Origin of the sequence: Aeromicrobium sp. Leaf350 (assembly GCF_916858655.1) — a bacterium.
In the GTDB taxonomy this organism is placed as follows: Bacteria; Actinomycetota; Actinomycetes; order Propionibacteriales; family Nocardioidaceae; genus Aeromicrobium.
In genome coordinates this window covers 187012-212066 of sequence record NZ_CAKASL010000002.1, presented here as the reverse complement: position 1 = coordinate 212066, position 25055 = coordinate 187012, and the positions used below count along the sequence as shown (strand labels likewise).

Sequence of the window (25055 nt, the reverse complement as noted above, 5' to 3'; positions counted from 1 at the left end):
GTCGGGACTAGCGCTTCCGGCTCACGAGACGAAGCCTTCGTTCTTCAACCACTCGTAGGCCACGTCGACCGGCTCGCGGCCCTCGACGTCGACCTGGGCGTTGAGCTCGATCAGGACCTCGTCGGTGAGGGCTTCGCTGACCGGGGCGAACAGCTCCTCGATCTCCGGGTGCTCCTCGAGGACGCCGTCGTCGATCACGAGGGAGACGTTGTACTTCGGGAAGTACTGGCGGTCGTCCTCGAGCACCGTGAGGTCGAGCGCGAGGATGCGTCCGTCGGTCGTGAAGACCTCGCCGAACGTGCACTCGCCCTTGTCGGTCGCGCTGTAGATCGCGCCCGTCTGGTAGGTCCTGAGATTGTCCTCCGGCACCCCGTTGGGGTCACCGAGCGGGATCTCGTACGTCTCGAGCATGCCGGGGAGGCCGTCGGGGCGGTTGGTGAACTCGGACTCGACGCAGAACGTGCGCTCCTCGACCGGGACGTCCTTGATCTGCGACAGCTTCGTGATGCCGAGGCGGTCCGACGTCTCCTGCGTGATCGCGAAGCCGTAGGTGTTGTTCATCGGCGCTGGGGTCAACCAGGCCAGACCGTTGGTCTCCAGGTCCTCGTCGCGCACGGCGACGTACTGCTCCTGCTCGTCCGGGATCGGGTCCTCGTGACCGAGGTACGTGATCCAGCCCGTGCCGGTGTACTCCCACATCGCGTCGATCTGGCCGTCGAGCTGGGCCTGCCGCGCGGCGGCGCTGCCCGGGATGTTGGTGAGGTCGTTGACGTCGGCGCCCGCGGAGGCGAGCAGGCTGACCGCCATCTTGCCCAGGATGATGTTCTCGGTGAAGTTCTTCGAGCCCACCGAGATCTCGAGCCCCTCGAGGTCGACGTCGGAGACCGCTCCGTCGAGGTCGCCCGACAGGATCGGGCCGGCGGCGGTGCCGAGGCCGCAGGCGGACAGGGTCGCGGTCATCAGCGCGGCCGTGGCGACGGCGGTGCGGCGGATCAGTCGGGTACGGGTCATGTCAGATCCCCTTCGGCCGGGTGGCGAGCTCGAGCACGCGTCCCAGCCACTCGATGAGGAGCGCGATCAGCGCGATGAGGACGGCGCCGGTGACCATGAGCGAGAAGCGGAACAGCGTGATGCCGGTCTGCAGCACCTCGCCGAGCCCGCCTGCGTCGATGAAGCACGCCAGTGAGGCGGTGCCGGCGATCAGCACGAGTGCGGTGCGCACGCCCGACATGATGACCGGGACGGCGAGCGGCAGCTCGACCTTCACGAGGGTCATCGCGCTGGTCATGCCCAGGCCGCGGCCCGCCTCGACGAGCGTCGGGTCGATGCCCTGGATGCCGACGATCGTGTTGCGGAGCACCGGCAGGATGCCGTAGAGGCTCAGGGCCCAGATCGCGGTCCAGAAGCCACCGTCGAGCCACAGGAACAGCAGCACGATCAGGCCGACCGACGGCGCGGCCTGCCCGGCGTTCGCGATGCCGATCACGACGGGCGAGGCGGCGCGGAACTTGCCGCGGGTGAGGAGGATGCCGAGGGGCACGGCGATCGCGACGACGATGAGCGCGGCCACGACCGTGAGCTGCACGTGCTCCCAGCCGAGGGACCGGAGCTCCGACCAGCGCAGCTGCTGGGCCTCGACGGAGTCGAGCTCGGCCGTCTGGCGCCACCACACGAAGATGCCGAACACGATCGCCACGAGCACGGGCGGCACGACGAGCATCAGCACCATCTCGCGCGTGATGACCCGCGCCGAGGTCGCGGGGGCGACGTCGTCGTCGCCGACGATCTCGTCGGTGTCCGGGTCGACCGGGCGCGTCTCAGGCATGGTCCTGGGCCTCGCGCTCGGTCTTGCGCATGTGCTCGGTGACGGTCTCGAAGTCGAGCACGCCGAGGTACTTGTCGCGGTCGCCCGTGACGATGACCTTGGAGTGCGCGGCCGTGAGCATCGTGTCGAGCGCGTCGTTGAGGGTGGCCGCCTGGTCGAGCGTCACGAGGTTCTCGCGCGGCTCGCCCTGCACCTTGCCGTGGCTCCGGACCTGCCGCAGCCACGGCCACGCCACCGGTCGGTCGCGGTCGTCCAGCACGACGATCGTGTCGTCGCCGGCCTGCTCCGCGCGACGCACGGCCGGGCCGGTGTCCTCGCCGATCTTCGCCGTCGTCGGATGGATCAGCTCGAGCGACCGCACGCGGGCGAGCGAGAGCTGCTTGAGCGACGACCCGGCCCCCACGAAGTCGTGCACGAAGTCGTTGGCGGGAGCCGCGAGGATCGCGTCGGGGGTGTCGTACTGGGCGATGTTCGCGCCCTCCTGGAGGATCAGGATGCGGTCGCCCAGCTTGATGGCCTCGTCGATGTCGTGCGTGACGCAGACGATCGTCTTGCGCAGCTCGCGCTGGATGCTGATGAGCTCGTCCTGCAGGCGCTGGCGGGTGATCGGGTCGACCGCGCCGAACGGCTCGTCCATCAGGATCACGGGCGGGTCGGCCGCCAGACCGCGGGCGACGCCCACGCGCTGCTGCTGACCGCCGGAGAGCTCGCGCGGGTAGCGGTCGCGGTACCGGTCGGGGTCCAGGCCCACGAGGTCGAGCAGCTCGTCGACGCGCTTGGTGATGCGCTTGCCGTCCCACCCGAGCATCTTCGGCACGACCGCGATGTTGGACGCGACGCTCATGTGCGGGAAGAGGCTGCCGCCCTGGATGACGTAGCCGATCTTGCGCCGCAGGCTCGTGGCACTGTCCTTGCGGATGTCCTCGCCGTCGATCAGGATCGTGCCCGAGGTCGGCTCGATGAGCCGGTTGATCATCTTGAGCGACGTCGTCTTGCCGCAGCCCGACGGTCCGACGAACGCCACGATCTCGCCCGCGGGGATCGTCAGCGAGAGCGACTCGACCGCCGGCGTCTTCTGCCCGGGGTACTTCTTGACGACGTTCTCGAGCCGCAGCTCGGCACCGCTGATGTCTCCCGAGGCGGCCTGGTCGGTCTGCGTCATGCGCGGATTCCCTTCGAGATGGTGACTCGCCCCAGCAGGAGCATCAGCAGGTCGGCGACGAGGGCGACGAGCACGATGCCCACCGTGCCCACGACCGCGTAGTTGACGGCATTGACGCCGCCGGCCTGCGACAGGCCGGTGAAGATGTAGCCGCCGAGGCCCGGGCCGAGGACGTACGCGGCGATCGCCGCGATGCCCATCGACATCTGCACCGAGGTGCGCACGCCGGCGTGGATGACGGGCCAGGCGAGCGGGATGCGGATGCGGAGCAGGACGCCGGCCTCGGACATCCCGAGACCTCGAGCCGACTCGATCAGCGTCTTGTCGACCTGCGCCAGGCCGACCACCGCGTTGCGCAGGATCGGGAGCGTCGCGTAGAAGGCGACGCAGATGAAGGCCGTCAGTGCACCGATCATCGTGAGCGGCAGCAGGAGGCCGACGAGGGCGAAGGACGGGATCGTCAGGCCGATGGCCGAGACCGTGTTCGCGATCGGGTCGAGGAACCGGAACTTGTCGACCACGACGGCGATGCCGACGGCCAGGACGGTGGCCACGAGCACCGCCTGGAGCACGAGATTGGCGTGCTGGAGAGCGTTGTAGGCGATGATGTCGCCGCGCTCGGAGATGAACTCCCACATGCGTTCGGAATCCCCTCGCCGTGCGTTCTTGGACGATTCACCCAATCACGGGTTCGTCGAGGGCGCGAGGCAACCGAGGCGTCCCGGCGGCCGTCGACACCTCGCAGCACCGGCGTCCTGCCCTGCAATCACGGGATGCGTCCGGCGCTCAGGCCGCTCTCAGAATTCTCGACGAGTCACGCCTGGTCGATGCGCACCAGGTTGCCGGACGGGTCGCGGACCGCCCCGTCGCGAACGCCCCACGGCTGGTCCGCGGGCTCGTCCACGACCTCGGCTCCGTGCTCGACGAGCCGGGCGAACGTCGCCTCGAGGTCGGTCGCCCGGAAGTGGACGCCCCCGAAGGCGCCCTTGGCGACGAGGCCGGCCACGGTCGACCGGTCGTCGTCGCTGCCGTCGACGTAGTTCGACAGGATGATCGCGACGTCGGGCTGGTCGGGCGCCACCACGGTGACCCAGCGGAAACCGTCGTTCGGCACGTCGAGCTGCACCTCGAGACCGAGGGCGCCGGCGTAGAACGCCACCGCCGCATCGACATCGGTGACCTGGACGAAGCACTTGGAGATGGAGAGGCTCATGCGGCCAGACTAGGAGCGCGCGGACGCCGGTGGCTTCTCCGAAACTGCTCGGTACACGGGTCGGGTGCCGTACTTGGCGACGCACGTCGGCAGGGCGTCGAGGTCGCCGTGGTCGCGGGCCCGGTAGGCCGTCGGCGTCTCCCCCACGACCTGCGTGAAGCGGGCGCTGAACGAGCCGAGCGAGGTGCACCCGACCGCGAGGCAGACCTCCGTCACCGTGAGGTCCGGCTGCCGCAGCAGCGACTTCGCCCGCTCGATCCGGCGCATCATGAGGTGGGCGTGGGGCGTCTCGCCGTAGGCGGCGCGGAACCGTCGCGTGAAGTGGGCCGGCGACATCAGGGCCACCCGGGCGACGTCGGGAACCCCGATCGGCCGCGCGAACTCCCGGTCCATGAAGTCGCGGGCACGGCGCAGGTGCGCCAGCTCGCTCAGCTCCGCCGGGGTCACGGGTCCAGCGTAGTGAGGATCGAGCAGCATCCGAGAAGTCGAAGGCTCCCGGACTGTCCGCCTGCTCGGGCAGGATGTCGCCATGGCTGAGACGCACCCCGCTGACACCCACGACCTCATCCGCGTCGACGGAGCGCGGGTCAACAACCTCAAGGACGTCAGCGTCCAGATCCCGAAGCGCCGACTGACGGTCTTCACCGGAGTCTCCGGCTCGGGCAAGAGCTCGCTGGTGTTCGGCACGATCGCGGCCGAGTCGCAGCGCCTCATCAACGAGACGTACAGCGCGTTCCTCCAGGGCTTCATGCCCACGATGGCGCGCCCCGACGTCGACCTCCTCGACGGGCTGACCACCGCGATCCTCGTCGACCAGGAGCGCATGGGCGCCAACTCGCGGTCGACGGTCGGCACCGTCACCGACGTCAACGCGCTGCTGCGCATCCTGTTCAGCCGCCTGGGCGAGCCGCACGTCGGCGGGCCGCAGGCGTACTCGTTCAACGTCGCCTCCATCAGCGGGGCCGGAGCGGTGAAGTTCGAGAAGGGCGGCGAGACCGTCAAGGAGCGCCGCGAGTTCAGCATCCAGGGCGGGCAGTGCCCCACGTGCGAGGGCATGGGCCGGGTCAGCGACTTCGACCTCACCGCCCTGTTCGACGCCGACAAGAGCCTGAACGAGAGCGCGATCCTCATCCCCGGCTACACGATGGACGGCTGGTACGGACGCATCTTCCGCGGGGTCGGCTGGTTCGACCCGGACAAGAAGCTCGGGAAGTACACGAAGTCCGAGATGGCCGACCTCCTGCACAAGGAGGCCACCAAGATCAAGATCGAGGGCATCAACCTCACGTACCTCGGCCTCATCCCGCAGATGCAGAAGTCGATGCTGAGCAAGGACCCCGAGGCGATGCAGCCCCACATCCGGGCGTTCGTCGACAAGGCGGTCATCTTCACCGCGTGCCCCGACTGCGAGGGCACCCGGCTCAACGCCCAGGCGCGGTCGTCCCGGGTCGCCGGCATCAACATCGCCGAGGCCTGCGCGATGCAGATCAGCGACCTCGCCGCCTGGGTGCGCGACCTCTCCGAGCCGTCCGTCGCGCCGCTGCTGAAGGGACTGCGCGAGACGCTCGACTCCTTCGTCGACATCGGCCTGGGCTACCTGAGCCTCGACCGCTCCTCCGGGTCGCTGTCCGGGGGCGAGGCGCAGCGCACCAAGATGATCCGCCACCTCGGCTCGTCGCTCACCGACGTCACGTACGTCTTCGACGAGCCCACGATCGGGCTCCACCCGCACGACATCGACCGCATGAATGCCCTGCTGCTGCAGCTGCGCGACAAGGGCAACACGGTGCTCGTGGTCGAGCACAAGCCGGAGACCATCGCGATCGCCGACCGGGTCGTCGACATGGGCCCGAAGGCCGGCACGGCGGGCGGTCAGATCGTGTTCGAGGGCTCCGTCGAGGAGCTGCGGAGCGCATCGACGCTGACGGGCCAGCACCTCGGCTACCGCGCCGCGCTCAAGGACGAGGTGCGCACCGCCACCGAGCACCTGAAGATCCGCGGCGCCGACTCGCACAACCTCAAGAAGGTCGACGTCGACGTCCCCCTGGGCGTCCTGTGCGTCGTCACGGGCGTGGCGGGCTCGGGCAAGAGCTCGCTGATCCACGGATCGGTCGTGCCGACCGAGGGCGTCGTGGCGATCGACCAGGGCGCCATCAAGGGCTCACGCCGCAGCAACCCCGCCACCTACACGGGCCTGCTCGAGCCGATCCGCAAGGCGTTCGCGAAGGCCAACGGCGTCAAGCCGGCCCTGTTCAGCGCCAACTCCGAGGGCGCGTGCCCCACCTGCAAGGGTGCCGGCGTCATCTACACCGACCTGGGCGTCATGGACACCGTGTCGACCCCGTGCGAGGACTGCGAGGGCAAGCGCTACAACGCCGACGTCCTCCAGTACGCCTACGGCGGCAAGAACATCGCCGAGGTGCTGGCCATGCCCGTCGCCGAGGCCGAGGCGTTCTTCGCCGACGGCGACGGCACGCTGCCGGCCGCCCACAAGATCCTGCAGCGCATGAACGACGTCGGCCTCGGCTACGTGAGCCTCGGCCAGCCGCTCACGACGCTCTCCGGCGGCGAGCGCCAGCGCCTCAAGCTGGCCACGCACCTCGGCAACGACGGCGGCGTCTACGTGCTCGACGAGCCCACGACCGGCCTGCACCTGGCCGACGTCGAGAACCTGCTCGGCCTGCTCGACCGCATCGTCGAGTCGGGCAAGTCGGTCATCGTCATCGAGCACCACCAGGCCGTCATGGCCCACGCCGACTGGATCATCGACCTCGGCCCCGGCGCCGGCCACGACGGCGGCACGGTCGTGTTCGAGGGAACCCCCGCCGAGCTCGTCGCCGACGCGAAGACCCTCACCGGCCATCACCTCAAGGAGTACGTGGCCGGCTGAGGTGCCTCACGCCAGCTTGGCGTCCAGCCCCGCGCGGGCCTCGTCGAGCTCCGAGCGGAGGCGACCGACGAGGTCGGCGACGCTGACGACGCCCTCCACGGCACCGACACCCTGGCCGGAGCCCCAGATGTCGCGCCACGCCTTGGAGTCGGTCGAGCCGAAGCTCATGGCCGACGGGTCGGACGTCGGGAGGTCGTCGGGGTCGAGGCCGGAGGCCACGATGCTGCCCCGCAGGTAGTTGCCGTGCACCCCCGTGAAGAGGTTGCTGTAGACGACGTCGTCGGCGTGGGAGTCGACGATCATCTGCTTGTAGCCCTCGACGACGTTGGCCTCGTGGGTGGCCAGGAACGCCGAGCCGACGTAGGCGAGGTCGGCACCGGCAGCGAGAGCGGCCAGGATCGACCGCCCGTGCGCGAGGGCTCCCGAGAGCAGCAGCGGCCCGTCGAACCAGGTGCGGATCTCCTGCAGCAGCGCGAACGGCGACAGCGTGCCCGCGTGCCCGCCGGCACCGGCCGCCACGGCGATGAGGCCGTCCGCGCCCTTCTCGATCGCCTTGTGGGCGAAGCGGTCGTTGACGACGTCGTGCAGCACGATGCCGCCATAGGAGTGCACGGCCTCGTTGATCTCGGGCCGCGCCCCCAACGAGGTGATGACGATCGGCACCTCGTGCTTCACGACCATCTCCATGTCGGCGTCGAGCCGGTCGTTCGAGCGGTGCACGATCTGGTTGACCGCGAACGGGCCGACGGGGAGGTCGGGGTTCGCCGCGGCGAACGTCGAGTTGCTCTCGCGGATCTCGTGCAGCCAGTCGTCGAGCAGCGCCGCCGGGCGCGCGTTCAGGGCGGGGAACGAACCGATCACGCCGGCCTGGCACTGCGCCGTCACGAGCGCCGGCCCGGAGGCGATGAACATCGGCGAGGCCACGACGGGCAGCGCCAGCCGGCTCCGCAGGACGTCGGGAAGCGACATGGGGACTCCTCTAGACAGGGACAGTGCTTGCTAGCCTACAGTCAGTGTTGACTGCGGATCGAGACCGGTCGGCAGACGAGGAAGGCTCACCATGACGACAGACCGGACCCCGACCGTCGTGCGCGCGTGGCACGCGCTGGTCGCGAACCCCGACGCCGGCGCGCTCCGCGGGCTGCTCGCACCCGACGTCACGTTCCGCTCCCCCGCGGTCCACACGCCGCAGGAGGGTCCGGCGCTGACGTTCGCCTACCTCTGGGCCGCGCTCGCGGTGCTCGGGCCCGGCCTGACCTACCACCGCGAGTGGTTCAACGAGGACTCCGCGGTGCTCGAGTTCACCACCACGATCGACGGCAAGGACGTGCACGGCGTCGACATCGTGTCGTGGGACGCCGACGGGCTCATCACCGACTTCACCGTCATGGCCCGACCGCTGCGAGGGCTCGAGGCCCTCATCGCCGCGATGGGTGCCGAGCTGCAGAAGGGACAGTCCTCGTGACTGATCACGCCTTCGTCGCGGGCGGCACGAGCGGCATCAACCTCGCGATCGCGCGCGCCTACGCCGAGCGCGGCTGGTCCGTCTCGGTGCTCAGCCGCTCCCAGGACAAGGTCGACGCCGCCCTCGCGACGCTCGGAGAGGGCGCGCTCGGCTACGCCGCCGACGTGCGTGACGCCGAGGCCGTCGCCGCCGCGATCGCCTCGGCCGCCGAGCAGCACGGGCCGATCGACGCCCTCGTGTCGGGCGCGGCCGGCAACTTCGTCTCCCCCGCCGCAGACCTGAGCCCCAACGGCTTCCGCACCGTCGTCGAGATCGACCTTCTCGGCACCTTCAACGTCATGCGCGGCGCGTGGGACCACCTGCGCAAGCCCGGGGCCTCGATCGTCAACATCAGCGCCGCCCAGTCGTGGCTTCCCGTGCCCGGTCAGATCCACGTCGGCGCGGCCAAGGCCGGCATCGACCAGGTGACCCGCACGCTCGCGATGGAGTGGGGGCCCGAGGGCGTGCGCGTCAACTCCGTGGCGCCGGGCCCGGTCGAGGGAACCGAGGGCATGCGCCGCCTCGCCCCGACGCAGGCCGCGGTCGACGCCTGGACCGAGGCCGTGCCCCTGCGCCGGTTCGCCACCACCGACGACGTCGTCAACGCGGTCACGTGGCTGACGTCGCCCGAGTCCGCCTACGTGACCGGGGTCGTCCTCAGCGTCGACGGGGGCCTCGCCCTCGGCGGCTCCGGAATGATCCACCGTGCCATGCACGCCGAGTGAAGCCGTGCGATGCACGCCGAGTGAAGGAGAAGCCCCGTGCCTGCTGAGCGACTGATGCCGACCGAGGAGTCGGAGGACCTGATCGCGCTGACGCGCGACATCGTCGACAAGGAGCTGCGGCCGATCGTCGACGAGTACGACCGCGAGGCCCGCTTTCCCCGCGAGGTGTTCCGCACGCTGGGGCGTGCCGGACTGCTGGGCCTGCCGTACCCCGAGGCGGTCGGCGGCGGCGAGCAGCCGTACGAGGTCTACCTCCAGGTCGTCGAGGAGATCGCCTCGGCCTGGGCCGCGGTCGGCGTGGGCGTCAGCGTGCACGCCCTGAGCTGCTTCGGACTCTTCGAGCAGGGTACGGCGGAGCAGAAGGAGCGCTGGCTGCCCGAGATGCTCGCCGGCGACCAGCTCGGCGCGTACTGCCTCTCGGAGTCGCACGCGGGCTCCGACCCGGCCGCGATGCGCACGAAGGCCGTGCGCGACGGCGACGAGTACGTGCTCAACGGCGCGAAGGCCTGGACGACCCACGGCGGGCAGGCCGACTTCTACAAGGTCATGGCCCGCACGAGCGACGAGGGCGGCAAGGGCATCTCCTGCTTCCTCGTCCCGGCGGACACCCCCGGCCTCAGCGCCGACACTCCCGAGCAGAAGATGGGCCTGATGTCGTCGACCACCACGACGATGCTGTTCGACGACGTGCGCATCCCCGTCGAACGTCGCCTGGGCGCCGAGGGGCAGGGCCTGCCGATCGCGCTCGCCGGTCTCGACGCCGGTCGCCTCGGCATCGCTGCCGTCGCCACGGGTGTCGCGCAGGGGGCGCTCGACGCCGCGATCGCCTACGCCAAGGAGCGCGAGGCGTTCGGCAAGGCGATCATCGACCACCAGGGCCTCGGGTTCCTCCTGGCCGACATGGCCGCCGCGGTCGAGTCCGCTCGGGCGACCTACCTGGCGGCAGCCCGTCTCAAGGACGCCGGCCGGCCGTACGGACGTCAGGCCTCGATCGCGAAGCTCGTCGCGACCGACAACGCCATGAAGGTCACGACCGACGCGGTCCAGGTGCTCGGCGGCGCGGGGTACACCAAGGACTTCCCGGTCGAGCGCCACATGCGCGAGACCAAGGTCATGCAGATCTTCGAGGGCACCAACCAGATCCAGCGACTCGTCATCAGCCGCCACCTGGCTAGGTGAGCAGGTCGAGCTCCCGGAGGGCCAGGTTCGTCCACGTCGTGAGGTAGGTGTCGACCTCGGGGTCGCGGGGGTCGAAGGAGTACGTCAGGGCGACGCCGCGCATGCTCGAGTTCAGCACCTCGCGGAGCGAGGAGTAGCGCGGGTGCGCCGTGACCTCGGGGCCGAAGAGCTGGTCGACGGCCTCACGGATCGCGGCACCGAGGGCGTGCTCGCGGGGGCGCAGGGCCTCGGCCAGGGCCGTGTTCTGGCGCGCCGCGAGCCACAGCTCGGTGGCGGCCCAGAAGTAGCCCTGGTGGTACGTCGACCACATGGAGCGGATCGCGGCACGCACGCGCTCGGCGGGCTCGGTGGGCCAGCCGCTGCTGCTGTGCGTGGCCAGCACGCGCCCCTCGGCGATGTGCTGCACCGCGGCGACCAGCAGGGCGTCGCGGTGCGGGTACTGGTGCAGCAGTCGTCCGCGGCTGACGCCGGCCCGCTGCTGGATCTTGAGCGTCGAGGCGCCGCTGTAGCCGTGCTCAATGAGCACCTCCACCGCGGTGTCGAGGAGGTGCTGCTGGGTCACCCGGCTGCGCGCCGCGTAGTCGGAGTACGCGATCTCGCCGTCGGCATCGGGCCCGGGGTCGGACGCCTGCTCGGACGGACTCATCACACCTCGATCCTGGTCGCGAGCTGATCGCGCGACCTGTTACAGTCACCGCTGACTGTACCAGCGATCGTCTGCCTGAACCCTAGAGCGAGGACCCTCATCATGGACATCTCGAACACTGTCGCCCTCGTCACCGGTGGCGCCTCCGGCCTCGGCCGCGCGACCGTCGAGGCCCTCGTGGCCAAGGGCGGCAAGGCCGTCGTCCTCGACCTGCCCGGCGCGGGCGACGAGATCGCCGCTCAGCTCGGCGACTCCGTGCGGGTCGTCGGCGCCGACGTCCGTGACGCCGAGCAGGTGCAGACCGCGATCGACGCCGCCGCCGAGCTCGGCGACCTGCGCATCGTCGTGAACTGCGCCGGCACGGGCGACGCGATCAAGACGGTCGGCCGCGACAACGCCCCGTACCCGCTCGAGAAGTTCCAGCGCATCATCGAGATCAACCTGATCGGCACGTTCAACGTCACCCGGCTCGCCGCGGCCCACATCGCCGGCCTCGACCCGGTCGGCGAGGAGCGCGGCGTCATCGTGAACACCGCCTCGGTCGCGGCGTTCGACGGCCAGATCGGCCAGGCCGCGTACTCGGCGTCCAAGGGCGGCGTCGTCGGCATGACCCTGCCGATCGCGCGTGACCTCGCGAAGCTGCAGATCCGCGTCAACACGATCGCGCCCGGCCTGTTCAACACGCCGCTGCTCGCCTCGCTGCCGCAGGAGGCCCGCGACTCGCTCGGCCAGCAGGTGCCGCACCCCTCGCGCCTCGGCGAGCCGTCGGAGTTCGGTCAGCTCGCCGCGCACATCGTGGAGAACCCGATGCTCAACGGCGAGACCATCCGTCTCGACGGTGCGATCCGGATGGCGCCCCGCTGATCGTTCTGGGCTGAGTCACACCGGCGGCGCCGGGAGCGGGGTGACCTGCTCCCGGCGTTCGTCGTTCGCCAGGACCCAGGCCCACACGTGGGAGATCGCGGTCAGGATCACCACGAACGCCAGCGCCAGCATCAGCGCCCCGCCCGTGCCGAGGCTCGGCTCCGGCGTGCTGCTGTACGGCTTGGTGAGCAGCAGGTAGACGCCCGGCAGGCTCAGCACCGCCGCGATGCCCGGCAGCACCGGCACCGACTCGGCGAGCACGGCGCTCGCGACCAACGACGTCACCAGCAGCAGCGCGAGCATGAGCCCGAACGCGGCGATGTCGCCCCCGTGGTTGCCGATGACGGCGCCCTCCCAGAGGCTCATGGTGTCGAACAGCTCGACGTCGGGCGACGACCAGAGCGGCAGGAAGGTCGCGACGAACGCGAGGATCGCCGAGGTCGTGTAGACCTGGGCGAAGAGGCTGTTCAGGCGGGTCATGACGGCTCCGATCGTGGTGGGTGAACCGGTGGCGGGACCGCTCCCGAGTGGTACGGCCCCGCCATCGGCCCCGATGGCCTGGCCGGCTCCCCGGTGGGCCGGCCCGACAACGCTCAGACGCACCGACCGGCGCAGATGTTCCCGGTCCTCACGATGTCCGTGCCTCCGCCTAGGGTTCAGGCATGCGGATCTGGCACACCTCCGACTGGCACGTGGGCCGCACCTTCCACGGCCACTCCACGCTGGAGTCGCTCGAGACCGTGCTGGCCGAGACGGCCGCCACGGTCGCCGAGCTGGGCGTCGACGTCGTGGTGGTCGCGGGCGACGTCTACGACTCCTCCACCCCGTCGGCCGAGGCCATCGGCGTGTTCAACCGCAGCCTGCGCCTGATCCGTGACGCGGGCCCCGAGGTCGTCGTCACGGCGGGCAACCACGACTCCCCCACGCGCCTGGGCTCGATGTCCGACTTCGTGTCGGCGGCCGGCGTGCACGTCATCACGCGGCCCGAGCAGATCACCTCGCCCGTCACGCTCACCGACGAGCACGGCCCCGTGCACCTCTACGGCATCCCCTTCCTCGAGCCGGCTCGGCTGCGGCACGTGTGGGACGTCGAGCCCCTGCGGTCGCAGGCCGACGCGGTGGGCGAGGCGATGCGCCTCGTGCGGGCCGACGCCGCTCGACGCGGCGGTCGGTCGGTCGTGCTGGCGCACACCTTCGTCGCGGGGGCCGAGGGCGAGTCGTGCGAGTCCGAGCGCGCCATCGTCGGCGGCACCGACGTGGGCGGTGTCGACCGCGTGCCGGTGCCGACGTTCGACGGCGTCACGTACGCCGCGCTCGGTCACATCCACGGCCGCTCGGTGCTCTCCGAGCACGTGCGGTACTCCGGGGCACCGCTGCACCTGTCGTTCTCCGAGGAGTCCAAGCCGCGAGGGGCGTGGCTCGTCGATCTCGACGCCGGCGGGCTGGCCTCCGTCGTGTGGGTCGACCTCGCCGTGCCGCGACGCCTCGTCACCCTCACGGGAACCCTCGACGCCCTGCTGACCGACACGGCGCACGCCCAGCACGAGGGCTCGTGGATCCGTGCGCGGCTCACCGATCCCACCCGTCAGCGCGACGCGATGCGCCGGTTGCAGGCGAGGTTCCCGCACTGCGCGCACCTCGAGTACGTCTCGCTCGCCACGCCGCTCGGCGGCGACCGTGCGTATCGCGAGCTGGTGCACGGCAAGACCGACCTCGAGGTCGTCGACACCTTCCTCGGCCGGGTGCGCGGCGCGGGCCTCGACCCCGCCGAGCGCGACATCGTCGACGACGTCCTGGCCCACGGCGCGACCAAGGACCCCGCGTGAGGATCCACTCGGTCACGATGTCGGGCTTCGGTCCGTACCGCGACGAGGTCACGGTCGACTTCGACGCGTTCGCCGACGACGGCATCTTCCTGCTCACCGGTCGAACCGGTGCCGGCAAGTCCTCGGTGCTCGACGCGCTCACCTACGGGCTGTTCGGCACGGTGCCCCGCTACGGCGGCAAGATCGACGAGGAGATCCGCAGCCGGTACCTCGCCCCCGGGGTGGCCACCGAGGTCACGGTCGAGCTCACCGTCGGCGAGACCCGCTACCGGGTCTGGCGCTCGCCGTCGTTCGCGCGACCCAAGAAGGTCGGCACCGGATTCACGACCCAGTCGGCGCGCATCGAGCTCAGCCGCGAGGCCGCCGGTGGGTTCGAGGTCTTCGAGACCAAGATCGGCAACGCCGAGGCCCACGTGCAGCAGCTGCTCGGGATCGACGCGCACCAGTTCCTCCAGGTCGTGCTGCTGGCCCAGGGCCAGTTCCAGGAGTTCCTGGTGGCGAAGAGCGACACACGTCGCAAGCTGCTGCGCCGGCTCTTCGGCACGCAGCGGTTCGACACCTACGCCGCCACCGTCCAGGATCGGGCTCGCCTCGCCAAGCAGGAGCTCGAGAAGGTCCTCACCACGATCGCCGCGAAGGCGGGCACCCTCGCCCAGCAGTCCGGCACCGAGGCGCCCGAGGTCGCCGGCACCACGGCGTGGGCCGACCAGGTCGTCCGCGAGCAGCAGCGGGTGCTGGACGAGGTCACGACCCGCGCCGAGGCCGACCGGCTCCACCTCGCCACGGTCGAGGAGGCCTTCCAGACCGCCCGCTCCACAGCCGAGCGGCAGGATCGCCGCCGCGAGGCGGGCGCGCGACGGACCCTGCTGCTCGAGCAGCAGGCCTCGGTCGACCTCGACCGTCACGTGATCGCCGCGGCGCGTCGCGCCGCCCTCGCCCAGCAGGCGGTCGTGCGGCACCGTCAGGCCACCGAGTCCGCGATCGCCGCAGACCAGGCCCACGACATCGCCCGCACGGCTCTCGAGCACCGGCTTCCGCAGCAGCCCTCCGGCCTCGACGAGCTCCGCGAGCGCGCCGACCAGCTCGCCGAGCACATCGGCGCCCTGTCCAGCGCCGTCGAGCTCGAAGGCCGCCTGCCGGACCTGCGCACCCGTGCCGCCGCCGCGGAAGAAGCCCTCACGACGTTCGGCCACGACATCGACCACCGTCGCACCGAGCGCGAGCACACCGTCCATCGCCTCGACGGCATCCGTGCCGAGCTGGAGTCGACGGCCGACCTCGGCGCCAGGCACGCCGCGACGGAGGCCGAGCTGCAGCGACTGCGGGAGCGGCAGGCTCGCGCCGCCGAGGCCGACGACCTGCGCCAGCGCCTCGCGACGTCCGAGCGCCAGCACCTCGACCTCGCCGAGACGGCCAACGAGGCCGAGCGGGTGGTCAACGCGCTCCGTCGCCGCCAGCTCGACGGGTACTCGGCCGTGCTCGCTCGTGAGCTCGTCCCAGGCGAGGCGTGCCTCGTCTGCGGCGCGACCGAGCACCCGCTCCCGGCCCAGCCGACCGACGACCACGTCGAGGACTCCCACGTCGCCGCGGCCGAGCAGACCGAGGCCGATGCGCGCAGCGCCCTGTCCGCAGCCTCGGCCGGTCTCGAGCGACTGCGCACGTCCCTGCAGGAGGCCGAGCGACAGGCCGCGGGCACCAGCACCGAGCTGACCTCGTCGGTCGACGAGACCACCACGGCGCTGGCCGAGCTCCGCCTCGCCTTGAGCCACCGCGCCGCGCTCGAGACCGAGTCGACGACGCTCCGCGCCACGCTCGACCAGATCGACACCCACCTCGCCGGCATCGACGCCGAGCGCGAGCGGCTCGGCGGCATCGCCACGGCTGCCCGAACCAGCCTGAGCGACGCCGAGGCCGTCGTCACCGGGGCTCGCGGGGAGGCAGCGTCCGTCGAGGCCGTCCGGGCGTCGTTGCGCGACGACCACGCGGCCGTGCGCGCGCTGGTGGCGGCCACCGAGCGGCTGGAGGAGTGTCGCGACGCCGTCGCCATGACGCAGACCGCGATCGACGAGGCGCTCGCCGACGGCGGCTTCTCCTCGCCCGAGGAGGTCGAGGCCGCCGTGGAGCCGGCACCCGAGGTGGATCGTCTGGAGCGCGTGGTGGCGCAGCACGACGCGGCGCTGCTCGCGGCGGAGAGCACGCTGGCCGAGCCCGGCCTGGCCGACCTTCCCGACGAGCCGGTCGACGTCGACACCCCGCGCGCCGCACGCGACGAGGCGCGAGCCCTCGCCACGGCGTCCGGGGAGGAGCGCGCCTCGCAGCAGGGGCGCCTCGAGTCGTACGTCGCACTGGCCGCGGAGATCACGACCGCCGTGGCGGCCTCGGCCGAACAGCTCACCCGTTACGAGACCGTGGCGGCGCTCGACCAGACCCTGCGCGGCTACGGCGCCAACCAGCTCCGCATGCCGCTCGAGACGTTCGCCCTCGTCGCCGAGCTGGAGGACATCCTGGGCGCCGCGAACCTCCGTCTCGCCACGATGACGGGCCACCGCTACGAGCTGCGGTACTCCGACGACGCGGCATCCGCCGGCACCTCAGGCCTCGAGATCACCGTCCTCGATGCCCACACGGGCGACACCCGCTCCCCCAGCTCGCTGTCGGGCGGCGAGAAGTTCCAGGCGTCCCTCGCCCTCGCGCTCGGGCTCGCCGAGGTCGTCACGTCGCGCGCCGGAGGCCTGCGGCTCGACACCCTCTTCATCGACGAGGGCTTCGGCTCGCTCGACCCCGAGACCCTCGCGGTCACGATGGAGACGCTCGACTCGCTGCGTGAGGGAGGCCGCACGATCGGCCTCATCAGCCACGTCGAGGCGATGAAGGAGCAGATCCCGTCGCAGGTGCACATCGAGCTCACCGCCGACGGGTCGAGCACCATCAGGTCGATCGGCTGAGCCGGGCCGCCTGCTCCACCCGCTCGACGTGGGCGGGCCAGTCGACGTCGTCCGGCATGTTGTCGACGTCGGCGCGCATACCGGTGAAGCCGTCGAGGCCTTCGCGCAGGATGTCGACCTGGCCCGTGTGCCGGGCCAGCTCGACGTTCATGTGCACGAGGATGCGGTGCAGCGTCACCTCGCCACGGTCGCCCCACCACGGCACCCGTCCCGGCGCATCGAGGGGCAGCTCAGCGATCGTCGCGTCGGCGTGCGCCCAGGCACGGTGCCAGAGGTCGAGCACGTCCGCGCGCGTCTCCTCGGCCGGGCACCACAGGTCGATCAGGGGGTCGTCGTCGCTCAGCGGCAGGTCGCCGGGGAACGGCCGGTCGAAGACCAGGCCGAAGTAATCGGCGGCGCAGGCCGCGACGTGCTTGACGAGGCCCAGAAGATTCGTGCCCGTCGGGGTCAGAGGTCGGCGCACGTCGTAGTCGTCGAGCCCCTCGAGCTTCCACAGCAGGGCCTCCCTGACCTGGGTCAGGTAGAGCGTGAGGTGGGCCTTCGCGTCCTCCGTCATCAGCGCACGATACCGACGTACTGGTGCTCGAGGTACTCGGCGATGCCCTCACGGCCGCCCTCGCGCCCGAGCCCGGACTCCTTGACGCCGCCGAACGGTGCCGCCGGGTCCGAGACCACACCCGTGTTCACGCCGACCATGCCGAGCTGCAGGCGCGGCACGAACCGCAGCGTGCGGTCGAGGTCGCGGGTGTAGACGTAGCCGACGAGTCCGTACGGCGTGGAGTTCGCGAGGCGCACCGCCTCGTCCTCGTCGGCGAAGGTCTGCACCGGTGCTACCGGACCGAAGATCTCCTCGGTCACGACGCGAGCGTCCGGCGCCACGCCGTCGAGCACGGTCGCGGGATAGAAGTGGCCCGGCCCGTCGGGCAGGTTGCCGCCCACCACGGCGCGGGCACCCTGCGCCACCGCGTCGGTCACGAGGGCGTGGACCCGTTCACGGCTGCGCTCGTCGATCAAGGGGCCGAGGTCCGTGTCGTGCGCAGTGCCGGAACCGACGACGAGCTCGCCCATCGCCGCGGCGAACCGCTCGACGAACGGCTCCTGCACCGACTCGTGCACGAGGAACCGGTTGGCGGCGGTGCAGGCCTCGCCGATGTTGCGCGTCTTGGCCGCGATCGCGCCGGCGACCGCCTCGTCGAGGTCGGCGTCCTCGAACACGATGAACGGGGCGCTGCCGCCGAGCTCCATGGAGCAGCGGAGCACGCCCTCGGCCGCCGCCGCGAGGAGTCGCTTGCCCACCGGGGTGGATCCCGTGAACGAGAGCTTCCGCAGGCGCGGGTCGGCCAGCAGGTGGCCCGTCGCCGCCGCGGGATCCGCGGTGGTGACGACGTTGACCACCCCCGCGGGCACTCCGGCCTCCTCGAGCACCTTGGTGAGCGCGAGCGTCGTCAGGGGCGTGAGCTCGGCGGGCTTCACGACCGCGGTGCAACCGGCCGCGAGGGCCGGGCCGATCTTGCGCGTCGCCATCGCGAGCGGGAAGTTCCACGGCGTGATGAGCAGGCACGGGCCGACGGGTCGCTGGTCCACGAGCATCCGCAGTCGGCCACTCGGCAGGACGCCGGACCGGCCGTCCACCCGCACGGCCTCCTCGGCGAACCAGCGCAGGAACTCGGCCCCGTACGTGACCTCGCCGCGGGCCTCGGCCAGCGACTTGCCCATCTCGGCCGTGATGAGCCGGGCGAACGCGTCCGCGTTCTCGTGCAGGAGGTGGAACGCGGCCATCAGCAGGTCGGAGCGCTCGCGAGCCGGCACCGCGGCCCAGGCCTCCTGCGCACGGTCGGCGGCATCGAGGGCCGCCGAACCGTCTGCGGTGCCGCCGTCGGCGACCTCGCAGATCGGCTGGCCTGTCGCCGGGTCCGAGACGACGAACCGATCGCCCGACGAGGCAGGCCGCCACACGCCGTCGACGTACAGGTCGCCCGGAGCACCGGCCAGCAGCGCATCGATGTAGGCGGCGACGCTGCTCATGCCGTCGCCTCGCCGGTGTCGAAGCGGATGAGCTGGCGCAGCTCGGCCCCGCTCGCGAGCAGGTCCATCGCCCGGTTGACGTCCTCGAGGGCGATCGTCGAGCTGATGAGCCGCTCGACCGGCAGCTTCCCGTCCCGCCAGAGCTCGACGAACCGCGGGATGTCGCGGGCCGGCACCGCCGATCCGAGGTAGCTGCCCACGATCGATCGCCCCTCGGCCACCAGGGCCAAGGGTGAGATCTCCACGGTCTCCTGGGGTGTGGGCAGGCCGACCGTGATGGTCTGCCCACCGGGGGCCGTCAGGGCGAGTGCGGAGGCGAACACCACGCCTCGGCCGACGGCCTCGATCACGGCATCGGCCTTGACGCCCTGCGCGGCCGCCTCCGCCGGCGTGTACGTCTCGTTAACGCCCAGGTCGCGGGCAGCGGCGAGCTTGTGCTCGAGGGGGTCGATGCCGATGACCCGCACGCCTTCGTGGGCCAGGGCCGTGAGTGCTGCCGCCAGACCCACGCCGCCCAGGCCGACGACGGCGACCGAGGAGCCGGGGCGCGGCCGCGCGACGTTGAGCACGGCACCCCCGCCGGTCAGCACCGCGCAGCCGAGCACGGCGGCGACGTCGGCCGGCACGTCGTCGTCGACCGGCACGAGGGAACGGTGGTCGACCACCGCGTGCGTCGCGAAGCCCGAGACCCCGAGGTGGTGGGCCACCTCGGTGACGCCATCGCGCAGGCGGCTGCCGCCGGCCAGGAGGACCCCGGCACCGTTGGCGACCGAGCCGGGCTGGCACGGCGCCAGGCCGTCGGTCAGGCAGCCCGCGCACTCCCCGCAGCGGGGCAGGAACGTCATGACGACCCGCTGGCCGACTGCGAGTCCGGACACCTGGGCACCGACCGTGACGACGCGACCGGCGGCCTCGTGCCCCAGCAGCATCGGCACGGGCCGCGGCCGGTTGCCGTCGACGACCGACAGGTCGGAGTGGCACACCCCCGCGGCCTCGATGGCGACGAGCACCTCGGTCGGACCCGGTTCGGCCAGCTCGAGGTCGACGACCCGCACCGGGCGGGAGTCCTCGAAGGGCGACGGATCTCCGATGCGGTCCAGCACGGCTCCACGGATCTTCATGCGGGTCCTTCCACGCGACGACACTCGATATGTCTGACGTATCGTAGCGGACCGGCCCGTCACCGTGCGTCCGTCACGATGAGCCCATGACCGGAGCCGCAGGACGCCTCGCGGCCGAGCGCGAGCTGACGCTGGGCCGCATCACGGCCCTGACGCGCGACTTCGACGGGGTGGTCGCCGCGTCGCGCGACTCCAACGCCGACGACGAGCACGACCCGGAGGGCGCCACGATCGCCTTCGAGCGCTCGCAGACCGACGCCCTCCTCGGCCAGGCGCAACGGCACCTCGCCGAGATCGACGCCGCCCTCGAGCGGGTCGCCGCCGGCACCTACGGCGTCTGCGAGCGGTGCGGGTCGACGATCCCCGAGGGACGACTCGAGGCGCGCCCCGTCGCCCGCACCTGCATCAGCTGCGCGGCCACGAGCTGACGACGAACGCCGTCAGGACGGCGCCGTTGACGCAGACCGTGAGCCAGAAGACGGTCCGAAAGGGCTGCTTCACGGTCTTGTGCCGCAGGAGGTGGCGGGCGAGCAGTGCTCCCGGCCAGCCTCCGAGCAGACCCGCGAGGTGCAGCACCCGCTCCGGGGCGCGCTGGGCGCCGCGCCTGGCCGCCAGCTTGTCCGCGCGGTACATCAGGAAGGCGAGGACGCTCACCAGGCCGTAGGCGACGAAGACGGCCAACGGCAGCCGCTGGAGCTCCACGAGGATCGCCAGGGCGATGAAGGTGGCCGTGACGACGCGACCGGCCGTCGGACGGCGACCGCTCGGGAACGCCGAGACGTGGGCGAAGACCCGAGGTCCTCCGGCCGCGGGCGCGATGAAGCCGAAGCCGCGATCGTCGTTCCAGGTCGACAGGACGCCCTGCTGCCGCGCGCTGCTCCCGCTCACGACGACTCAGGCCGTGATGAATCCGCCGAGACGGCCGCGGATGATCTCCTCGGCACCGGCGACCATGCGCTCGATGAGCTCCTTGGCCGTGGGCACGTCCTCGATCAGGCCCTGCACCATGCCGACCGACCAGATGCCGGCGTCGAGGTCGCCGTCCTCGTACACCTTCCGGCCCCGGGCGCCCGCGACGAGCTCTTGGATGTCGGGGAACTGGGCACCCTCGTCGAGCATCTCGACGACCCTGGTGCTGACCTCGTTGCGGGCCACGCGTGCGGTGTTGCGCAGCGGACGGAAGATCAGCTCGGTCTCGCGCTCGGAGGCGTCGACGATGCGCTGCTTCACGTCGGCGTGGATCGCCGACTCCTGCACGCTCATGAAGCGCGTGCCCATGTTGACCCCGTCGGCCCCGAGAGCCAGGGCCGCGACGAGGCCGCGCTCGTCGGAGATGCCGCCCGACGCGATGACCGGGATCGTCAACCTGCTCGTGGCAGCGGGGATCAGCACGAGCCCGGGGATGTCGTCCTCCCCCGGGTGCCCGGCGCACTCGAAGCCGTCGATGCTGACGCCGTCGACGCCGACCTTCTCGGCCTTGAGCGCGTGGCGCACGCTCGTGCACTTGTGCAGCACCTTGATGCCGTGGTCGTGGAAGAACGGGATGTGCGGCTCCGGGTTCTGTCCGGCCGTCTCGACGATCGTGATGCCGGCCTCGGCGATCACACGGCGGTACTCGTCGTACGGCGGCGGGTCGATCGTCGGAAGGATCGTGAGGTTCACGCCGAGCGGCTTGTCGGTGAGGTCCTGGGCGCGGCGGATCTCGCTGAACAACGCCTCGGGCGTGGGCTGGGTCAGGGCCGTGATGATGCCGAGGCCACCGGCGTCGGAGACCGCGGCGGCGAGCTCGGCCCGGCCGACCCACTGCATGCCTCCCTGCACGATGGGGTGCTCGACGCCGAACGCCTCCGTGAACTGTGTACGCAACATGGGATCCTCATCTCGGTCTGGAGGGTCAACTCTCCCAGGCCTCGAAGCCGAGGACGATGAGGCGCATCTCGCGGCGGGCCTTCCGCGTGATCTCCTCCTCGCGGTCGGGGCGCCCCTCCGGCATCTGCACGACCTGCTCGGCGCGGTACACCATGTTGCGCACGAACAGACCCGCCGCCAGCTTGACGTCCTCGCTCGACCACGTCTCGATGTTGGGGAGTCGCGCCAGGACGACGGCCAGCTCCGAGATGAACAGCTCGAGCTCCCGCTGGATGGCCTCCCGCACCGCGGCGGAGCCGCTGGCACGTTCTCGGGCCACGAAGGCGAAGTGCATCCGGTTCTGCTTCACGACCCGCACGAGGACCTCGGCCGAGGCGTCGATGATGTTCTCGAAGACCTGGGGGTCGCGCTGCGCCTCCCGGATCATCGTGCGCAGCGTGAGGAACGAGCGCTCCACCAGCGCCAGGCCGAGCTCGTCCATCGACTCGAAGTGGCGGTAGAAGGCGGTCGGCACGACGCCGGCCTGACGCGAGACCTGCCGCAGGCTGATCTGCGCGAACCCGTGCGTGCTCGAGAGCTCGAGCGCCGCGTTGAGGATCGCCTCACGCGTGCGGCCCTTCTGCTCCTGCCGCGACGGCGTCTCACTCACGGCCACCATCCTAGGGATCTCCTGAGCACTGGTCGCATCGGCGCTGGTCAGAGCCTCGATACGCGTCGGGTGTCTCAGGTCACGAAACACCGAACTTGCCAAGCGGCGCTCATCGGACCACAATTTCAGTGTACGCATGTTCACTGAGGAAGGGAGAGTCCGATGGGAGTCGTCCGCACCGCACTCGCGTCGCGTGCCGTCGGCAGCGTCACCTCGCCGCACCACGTCGACCACTACCTCGAGAAGCTCCATCCCCTCTGGACCGCTGAGGCCGTGCGCGCCCGCGTCGTCGGGATCGAGCGCGAGACCGACAACGCCACGACCGTGACCCTTCGCCCGAACGGTGCCTGGAAGGGTTTCACCCCCGGACAGCACGTCGAGTTCGGCGTCGAGGTCGACGGCGTGCGCAAGGTCCGCGTCTTCTCGGTGTCGAGCTCCGCCGCTGCCAAGGGCCGGAACTTCAGCGTCTCCGTCAAGGCCCACCCCGACGGATTCGTCTCCCGCTTCCTCAACAGCCGCCTCGCCTCGGGCGAGCTCGTCTACCTCTCGCAGGCCCAGGGCGACTTCGTGCTGCCGGCCGGCCTGCCGGACGAGCTGCTGCTCCTGTCGGGCGGCTCCGGCATCACGCCGGTCATGTCGATGCTGCGCACCCTGCTCGACTCCGACGCGATCCGCCCGCGTCGCATCACCTTCCTGCACTACGCCCGCTCCCGCGAGGACGAGATGTTCACCGAGCAGCTCGACGGGTGGGACGACCTGCCCGACGTCGACGTCGTTCGCGTGTACACGCGTGAACCGGAACAGGGCGCCGAGCTGACCGGCCGGTTCTCGGTCGACCACCTCAAGCACCTGGGCATCGATCCCGCCACGACCCTCACCTACGTGTGCGGACCGGCCGGGCTCATCGCCTCGGTCCGCGACGCGTACTCCGAGCAGGACGCGGCCGACCAGGTCCGGTTCGAGTACTTCAAGGTCCCCACGATCGACCCCGCCCTGCTGGAGGCCGCGGCTGCCGCGGCCAGCGGCACCCTGACCTTCGACCGCTCCGGGTCTGAGGCCACCAACTCCGGCAACACGATCCTCGAGCAGGCCGAGGCCGCCGGGCTCACGCCCGAGTACGGCTGCCGCATGGGCGTCTGCAACACCTGCGCCATCAAGAAGCTGCACGGCGCCGTCCGCCACGTCATCAGCGGCGAGATCAACGCCAACACCGACGAGACCATCAAGCCCTGTGTCCACGTGCCCGTCGGCGACGTCGCCGTCGCCCTCTGAGACCTCCAGATTTTCGAGAAAGGTGATCCGATGAGCCACAAGCGCACCACGATCCCGGTCCACTACGACGCCACCGGCCACAACCAGGCGCCCGCGCCGTTGTCCGACGCGACCGGCCGCCAGGCCACGATCGGCCTCGACATCATGAGCCGCGAGGAGCTGGACTCCTTCGGCACCGAGCTCGACGCGGTCCGGCTCCGCACGCTGGAGTCGCTGGGCCAGGCCGACGCCAACTACATCCGTCGCATCATCCGCATCCAGCAGTGGTCGGAGATCCTCGGCCGCATCGGCATCTTCACGCCGTTCTTCTGGCCCACGTTCGTCGCCGGCATCATGCTGCTCGGCCTCTCCAAGATCCTCGAGAACATGGAGATCGGCCACAACGTCATGCACGGCCAGTACGACTGGATGAACGACCCGCTGATCGACGGCAAGCGCTACGAGTGGGACAACGTGGCCCCCGCGCAGGACTGGAAGCACGGCCACAACTACCTGCACCACACGTACACGAACATCCACGGCATGGACAAGGACATCGGCTACGGCCTGCTCCGCATCGACGAGGCGCAGCCGTGGTACCCGAACCACCGCTTCAACCTCCCGGCCGCCACCCTGCTGATGCTGTTCTTCGAGTGGGGCGTGATGTACCACGGCCTCGAGCTGGGTGACTACCTCAAGGGCGACATGTCCAAGGAGGAGTTCCTCGCGCGCAAGAAGCGGGCGCTCGCCAAGACCCGCCGCCAGGTGTTCAAGGACTACGTCGCGTTCCCCGTGCTCGCGCTGGCCCTCGTGCCGATGGTCGGCTGGTGGGCGCCGCTCGCCGTGCTCGGTGCGACCTTCACCGCCAACATCATCCGCAACATCTGGACCTTCCTCATCATCTTCTGCGGCCACTTCCCCGCCGAGGTGCAGACCTTCGACGAGGACGAGGCCAAGAACGAGTCGCGCGGCCAGTGGTACCTCCGCCAGCTCCTGGGCTCGGCCAACATCTCCGGCACCCGTCCGTTCCACATCCTCAGCGGCAACCTGAGCCACCAGATCGAGCACCACCTGTTCCCGGACATCCCGGCGCGCCGCTACCCCGAGGTCGCCCGTGAGATCCGCGACATCTGCGAGCGCCACAACCTGCCCTACAACACCGGTCGCCTGAGCAAGCAGCTCCTGAGCGTCGCCCGCCAGCTCGGGGCCTACGGCGCCAAGCCGTCCGATCCCTATCTCGTCGGCAACAGCCCCGAGAGCAAGGCCCTGCGTCGCGCGAAGCGTGAAGCGGCTCGCGCGTCTGCCGAAGGTGCGGAACACTTGACCGCATGACGGCCGGGAGCGACACCGATCACAGCACC

The 25055-nt window shown here is 70.8% G+C and carries 25 protein-coding genes; 10 read left to right on the top strand and 15 right to left on the bottom strand.

Annotated features, from left to right (window positions below; all coding sequences use genetic code 11):
* Positions 1–21 precede the first annotated feature (21 nt).
* From LO931_RS09925 to LO931_RS09900, 6 genes are all read right to left on the bottom strand, one after another.
* Positions 22–1011 carry a glycine betaine ABC transporter substrate-binding protein gene (locus tag LO931_RS09925; protein ID WP_229053431.1) on the bottom strand — a complete coding sequence of 330 codons (990 nt, stop codon included), beginning with the start codon at positions 1009–1011 and terminating at the stop codon, positions 22–24.
* Position 1012: 1 nt separating this feature from the next.
* A complete protein-coding gene (locus LO931_RS09920) occupies positions 1013–1825 on the bottom strand; it encodes an ABC transporter permease (protein ID WP_229053430.1) in 813 nt (270 codons plus the stop codon).
* Positions 1818–2987: an ABC transporter ATP-binding protein gene (locus tag LO931_RS09915; protein ID WP_229053429.1), complete on the bottom strand. Its 1170-nt coding sequence runs from the start codon at positions 2985–2987 to the stop codon at positions 1818–1820. Before LO931_RS09915 ends, LO931_RS09920 begins: the two co-directional genes overlap by 8 nt.
* The gene (locus LO931_RS09910; RefSeq protein WP_229053428.1) at positions 2984–3625 is read right to left on the bottom strand and encodes an ABC transporter permease; all 642 of its coding nucleotides are present in this window, start codon (positions 3623–3625) and stop codon (positions 2984–2986) included. The genes LO931_RS09915 and LO931_RS09910 overlap by 4 nt, the downstream gene beginning before the upstream one ends.
* A gap of 176 nt (positions 3626–3801) precedes the next feature.
* Positions 3802–4200 (bottom strand): VOC family protein, encoded by a 399-nt coding sequence (locus tag LO931_RS09905; RefSeq protein WP_229053427.1) that lies wholly within the window; start codon positions 4198–4200, stop codon positions 3802–3804.
* 9 nt (positions 4201–4209) lie between these two features.
* Positions 4210–4647 (bottom strand): helix-turn-helix transcriptional regulator, encoded by a 438-nt coding sequence (locus LO931_RS09900; RefSeq protein ID WP_229053426.1) that lies wholly within the window; start codon positions 4645–4647, stop codon positions 4210–4212.
* 82 nt (positions 4648–4729) lie between these two features.
* Between LO931_RS09900 and LO931_RS09895 the strand changes: the two genes are divergently transcribed.
* Positions 4730–7090: an excinuclease ABC subunit UvrA gene (locus LO931_RS09895; RefSeq protein WP_229053425.1), complete on the top strand. Its 2361-nt coding sequence runs from the start codon at positions 4730–4732 to the stop codon at positions 7088–7090.
* Between the two features lie 6 nt (positions 7091–7096).
* On the opposite strand, the gene LO931_RS09890 is transcribed toward LO931_RS09895, so the two are convergent.
* On the bottom strand, positions 7097–8059 hold the full coding sequence (locus tag LO931_RS09890) for a nitronate monooxygenase family protein (protein ID WP_229053424.1): 963 nt from the start codon (positions 8057–8059) through the stop codon (positions 7097–7099).
* Between the two features lie 91 nt (positions 8060–8150).
* Between LO931_RS09890 and LO931_RS09885 the strand changes: the two genes are divergently transcribed.
* Genes LO931_RS09885 through LO931_RS09875 form a run of 3 tightly spaced genes read left to right on the top strand, consistent with a single transcriptional unit; the run spans position 8151 to position 10498 of the window.
* Complete coding sequence (locus LO931_RS09885) at positions 8151–8555, top strand: nuclear transport factor 2 family protein (protein ID WP_229053423.1); 405 nt, start codon at positions 8151–8153, stop codon at positions 8553–8555.
* The gene (locus LO931_RS09880) at positions 8552–9319 is read left to right on the top strand and encodes an SDR family oxidoreductase (protein WP_229053422.1); all 768 of its coding nucleotides are present in this window, start codon (positions 8552–8554) and stop codon (positions 9317–9319) included. The genes LO931_RS09885 and LO931_RS09880 overlap by 4 nt, the downstream gene beginning before the upstream one ends.
* A 54-nt stretch (positions 9320–9373) precedes the next feature.
* Complete coding sequence (locus tag LO931_RS09875) at positions 9374–10498, top strand: acyl-CoA dehydrogenase family protein (protein ID WP_370636121.1); 1125 nt, start codon at positions 9374–9376, stop codon at positions 10496–10498.
* Here LO931_RS09875 and LO931_RS09870 read toward each other — a convergent pair.
* Positions 10491–11144, bottom strand: coding sequence for a TetR/AcrR family transcriptional regulator (locus tag LO931_RS09870; RefSeq protein ID WP_229054277.1), 654 nt, complete (start codon positions 11142–11144; stop codon positions 10491–10493). The genes LO931_RS09875 and LO931_RS09870 overlap by 8 nt on opposite strands.
* A 102-nt stretch (positions 11145–11246) precedes the next feature.
* Here LO931_RS09870 and LO931_RS09865 point away from each other — a divergent pair, with 102 nt between their 5' ends.
* Positions 11247–12008 carry a 3-hydroxyacyl-CoA dehydrogenase gene (locus LO931_RS09865; protein WP_229053420.1) on the top strand — a complete coding sequence of 254 codons (762 nt, stop codon included), beginning with the start codon at positions 11247–11249 and terminating at the stop codon, positions 12006–12008.
* Between the two features lie 15 nt (positions 12009–12023).
* On the opposite strand, the gene LO931_RS09860 is transcribed toward LO931_RS09865, so the two are convergent.
* Positions 12024–12488: a hypothetical protein gene (locus LO931_RS09860; protein WP_229053419.1), complete on the bottom strand. Its 465-nt coding sequence runs from the start codon at positions 12486–12488 to the stop codon at positions 12024–12026.
* A 182-nt stretch (positions 12489–12670) separates the two neighbouring features.
* Here LO931_RS09860 and LO931_RS09855 point away from each other — a divergent pair, with 182 nt between their 5' ends.
* Entirely contained in the window at positions 12671–13834 is a 1164-nt protein-coding gene (locus tag LO931_RS09855) for an exonuclease SbcCD subunit D (protein ID WP_229053418.1), read from the top strand.
* Entirely contained in the window at positions 13831–16779 is a 2949-nt protein-coding gene (locus LO931_RS09850; protein ID WP_229053417.1) for an AAA family ATPase, read from the top strand. Before LO931_RS09855 ends, LO931_RS09850 begins: the two co-directional genes overlap by 4 nt.
* Here LO931_RS09850 and LO931_RS09845 read toward each other — a convergent pair.
* The 3 genes from LO931_RS09845 to LO931_RS09835 are packed head-to-tail and all read right to left on the bottom strand — an operon-like array spanning position 16763 to position 19925.
* Positions 16763–17335: a DinB family protein gene (locus tag LO931_RS09845; RefSeq protein WP_229053416.1), complete on the bottom strand. Its 573-nt coding sequence runs from the start codon at positions 17333–17335 to the stop codon at positions 16763–16765. The genes LO931_RS09850 and LO931_RS09845 overlap by 17 nt on opposite strands.
* Positions 17335–18804: an NAD-dependent succinate-semialdehyde dehydrogenase gene (locus LO931_RS09840; protein ID WP_229053415.1), complete on the bottom strand. Its 1470-nt coding sequence runs from the start codon at positions 18802–18804 to the stop codon at positions 17335–17337. The genes LO931_RS09845 and LO931_RS09840 overlap by 1 nt, the downstream gene beginning before the upstream one ends.
* Positions 18801–19925, bottom strand: a complete 1125-nt coding sequence (locus tag LO931_RS09835; RefSeq protein WP_229053414.1) for an alcohol dehydrogenase catalytic domain-containing protein — start codon at positions 19923–19925, stop codon at positions 18801–18803. The genes LO931_RS09840 and LO931_RS09835 overlap by 4 nt, the downstream gene beginning before the upstream one ends.
* Positions 19926–20011: 86 nt before the next feature.
* On the opposite strand from LO931_RS09835, the gene LO931_RS09830 reads away from it, so the two are divergent.
* Positions 20012–20353: a TraR/DksA C4-type zinc finger protein gene (locus LO931_RS09830; protein ID WP_229053413.1), complete on the top strand. Its 342-nt coding sequence runs from the start codon at positions 20012–20014 to the stop codon at positions 20351–20353.
* On the opposite strand, the gene LO931_RS09825 is transcribed toward LO931_RS09830, so the two are convergent.
* The 3 genes from LO931_RS09825 to LO931_RS09815 are packed head-to-tail and all read right to left on the bottom strand — an operon-like array spanning position 20331 to position 22443.
* Positions 20331–20813: a DUF1294 domain-containing protein gene (locus LO931_RS09825; RefSeq protein ID WP_229053412.1), complete on the bottom strand. Its 483-nt coding sequence runs from the start codon at positions 20811–20813 to the stop codon at positions 20331–20333. The two genes, LO931_RS09830 and LO931_RS09825, sit on opposite strands and share 23 nt — an antisense overlap.
* Positions 20814–20819: 6 nt before the next feature.
* Positions 20820–21794: a nitronate monooxygenase family protein gene (locus tag LO931_RS09820; RefSeq protein WP_229053411.1), complete on the bottom strand. Its 975-nt coding sequence runs from the start codon at positions 21792–21794 to the stop codon at positions 20820–20822.
* A 25-nt stretch (positions 21795–21819) separates the two neighbouring features.
* Positions 21820–22443, bottom strand: a complete 624-nt coding sequence (locus LO931_RS09815; protein ID WP_229053410.1) for a TetR family transcriptional regulator — start codon at positions 22441–22443, stop codon at positions 21820–21822.
* 162 nt (positions 22444–22605) lie between these two features.
* Between LO931_RS09815 and LO931_RS09810 the strand changes: the two genes are divergently transcribed.
* Positions 22606–23715 (top strand): ferredoxin reductase, encoded by a 1110-nt coding sequence (locus LO931_RS09810; protein WP_229053409.1) that lies wholly within the window; start codon positions 22606–22608, stop codon positions 23713–23715.
* 30 nt (positions 23716–23745) lie between these two features.
* On the top strand, positions 23746–25026 hold the full coding sequence (locus LO931_RS09805; protein WP_229053408.1) for an acyl-CoA desaturase: 1281 nt from the start codon (positions 23746–23748) through the stop codon (positions 25024–25026).
* The last annotated feature ends 29 nt before the right edge of the window (positions 25027–25055 follow it).

Coding starts and splice junctions, on each gene's coding strand:
- LO931_RS09925 (WP_229053431.1), bottom strand. CDS start 1,011: ATGACCCGTACCCGACTGATCCGCCGCACCGCCGTCGCCACGGCCGCG.
- LO931_RS09920 (WP_229053430.1), bottom strand. CDS start 1,825: ATGCCTGAGACGCGCCCGGTCGACCCGGACACCGACGAGATCGTCGGC.
- LO931_RS09915 (WP_229053429.1), bottom strand. CDS start 2,987: ATGACGCAGACCGACCAGGCCGCCTCGGGAGACATCAGCGGTGCCGAG.
- LO931_RS09910 (WP_229053428.1), bottom strand. CDS start 3,625: ATGTGGGAGTTCATCTCCGAGCGCGGCGACATCATCGCCTACAACGCT.
- LO931_RS09905 (WP_229053427.1), bottom strand. CDS start 4,200: ATGAGCCTCTCCATCTCCAAGTGCTTCGTCCAGGTCACCGATGTCGAT.
- LO931_RS09895 (WP_229053425.1), top strand. CDS start 4,730: ATGGCTGAGACGCACCCCGCTGACACCCACGACCTCATCCGCGTCGAC.
- LO931_RS09890 (WP_229053424.1), bottom strand. CDS start 8,059: ATGTCGCTTCCCGACGTCCTGCGGAGCCGGCTGGCGCTGCCCGTCGTG.
- LO931_RS09885 (WP_229053423.1), top strand. CDS start 8,151: ATGACGACAGACCGGACCCCGACCGTCGTGCGCGCGTGGCACGCGCTG.
- LO931_RS09875 (WP_370636121.1), top strand. CDS start 9,374: ATGCCGACCGAGGAGTCGGAGGACCTGATCGCGCTGACGCGCGACATC.
- LO931_RS09870 (WP_229054277.1), bottom strand. CDS start 11,144: ATGAGTCCGTCCGAGCAGGCGTCCGACCCCGGGCCCGATGCCGACGGC.
- LO931_RS09865 (WP_229053420.1), top strand. CDS start 11,247: ATGGACATCTCGAACACTGTCGCCCTCGTCACCGGTGGCGCCTCCGGC.
- LO931_RS09860 (WP_229053419.1), bottom strand. CDS start 12,488: ATGACCCGCCTGAACAGCCTCTTCGCCCAGGTCTACACGACCTCGGCG.
- LO931_RS09855 (WP_229053418.1), top strand. CDS start 12,671: ATGCGGATCTGGCACACCTCCGACTGGCACGTGGGCCGCACCTTCCAC.
- LO931_RS09845 (WP_229053416.1), bottom strand. CDS start 17,335: ATGACGGAGGACGCGAAGGCCCACCTCACGCTCTACCTGACCCAGGTC.
- LO931_RS09840 (WP_229053415.1), bottom strand. CDS start 18,804: ATGAGCAGCGTCGCCGCCTACATCGATGCGCTGCTGGCCGGTGCTCCG.
- LO931_RS09835 (WP_229053414.1), bottom strand. CDS start 19,925: ATGAAGATCCGTGGAGCCGTGCTGGACCGCATCGGAGATCCGTCGCCC.
- LO931_RS09830 (WP_229053413.1), top strand. CDS start 20,012: ATGACCGGAGCCGCAGGACGCCTCGCGGCCGAGCGCGAGCTGACGCTG.
- LO931_RS09820 (WP_229053411.1), bottom strand. CDS start 21,794: ATGTTGCGTACACAGTTCACGGAGGCGTTCGGCGTCGAGCACCCCATC.
- LO931_RS09810 (WP_229053409.1), top strand. CDS start 22,606: ATGGGAGTCGTCCGCACCGCACTCGCGTCGCGTGCCGTCGGCAGCGTC.
- LO931_RS09805 (WP_229053408.1), top strand. CDS start 23,746: ATGAGCCACAAGCGCACCACGATCCCGGTCCACTACGACGCCACCGGC.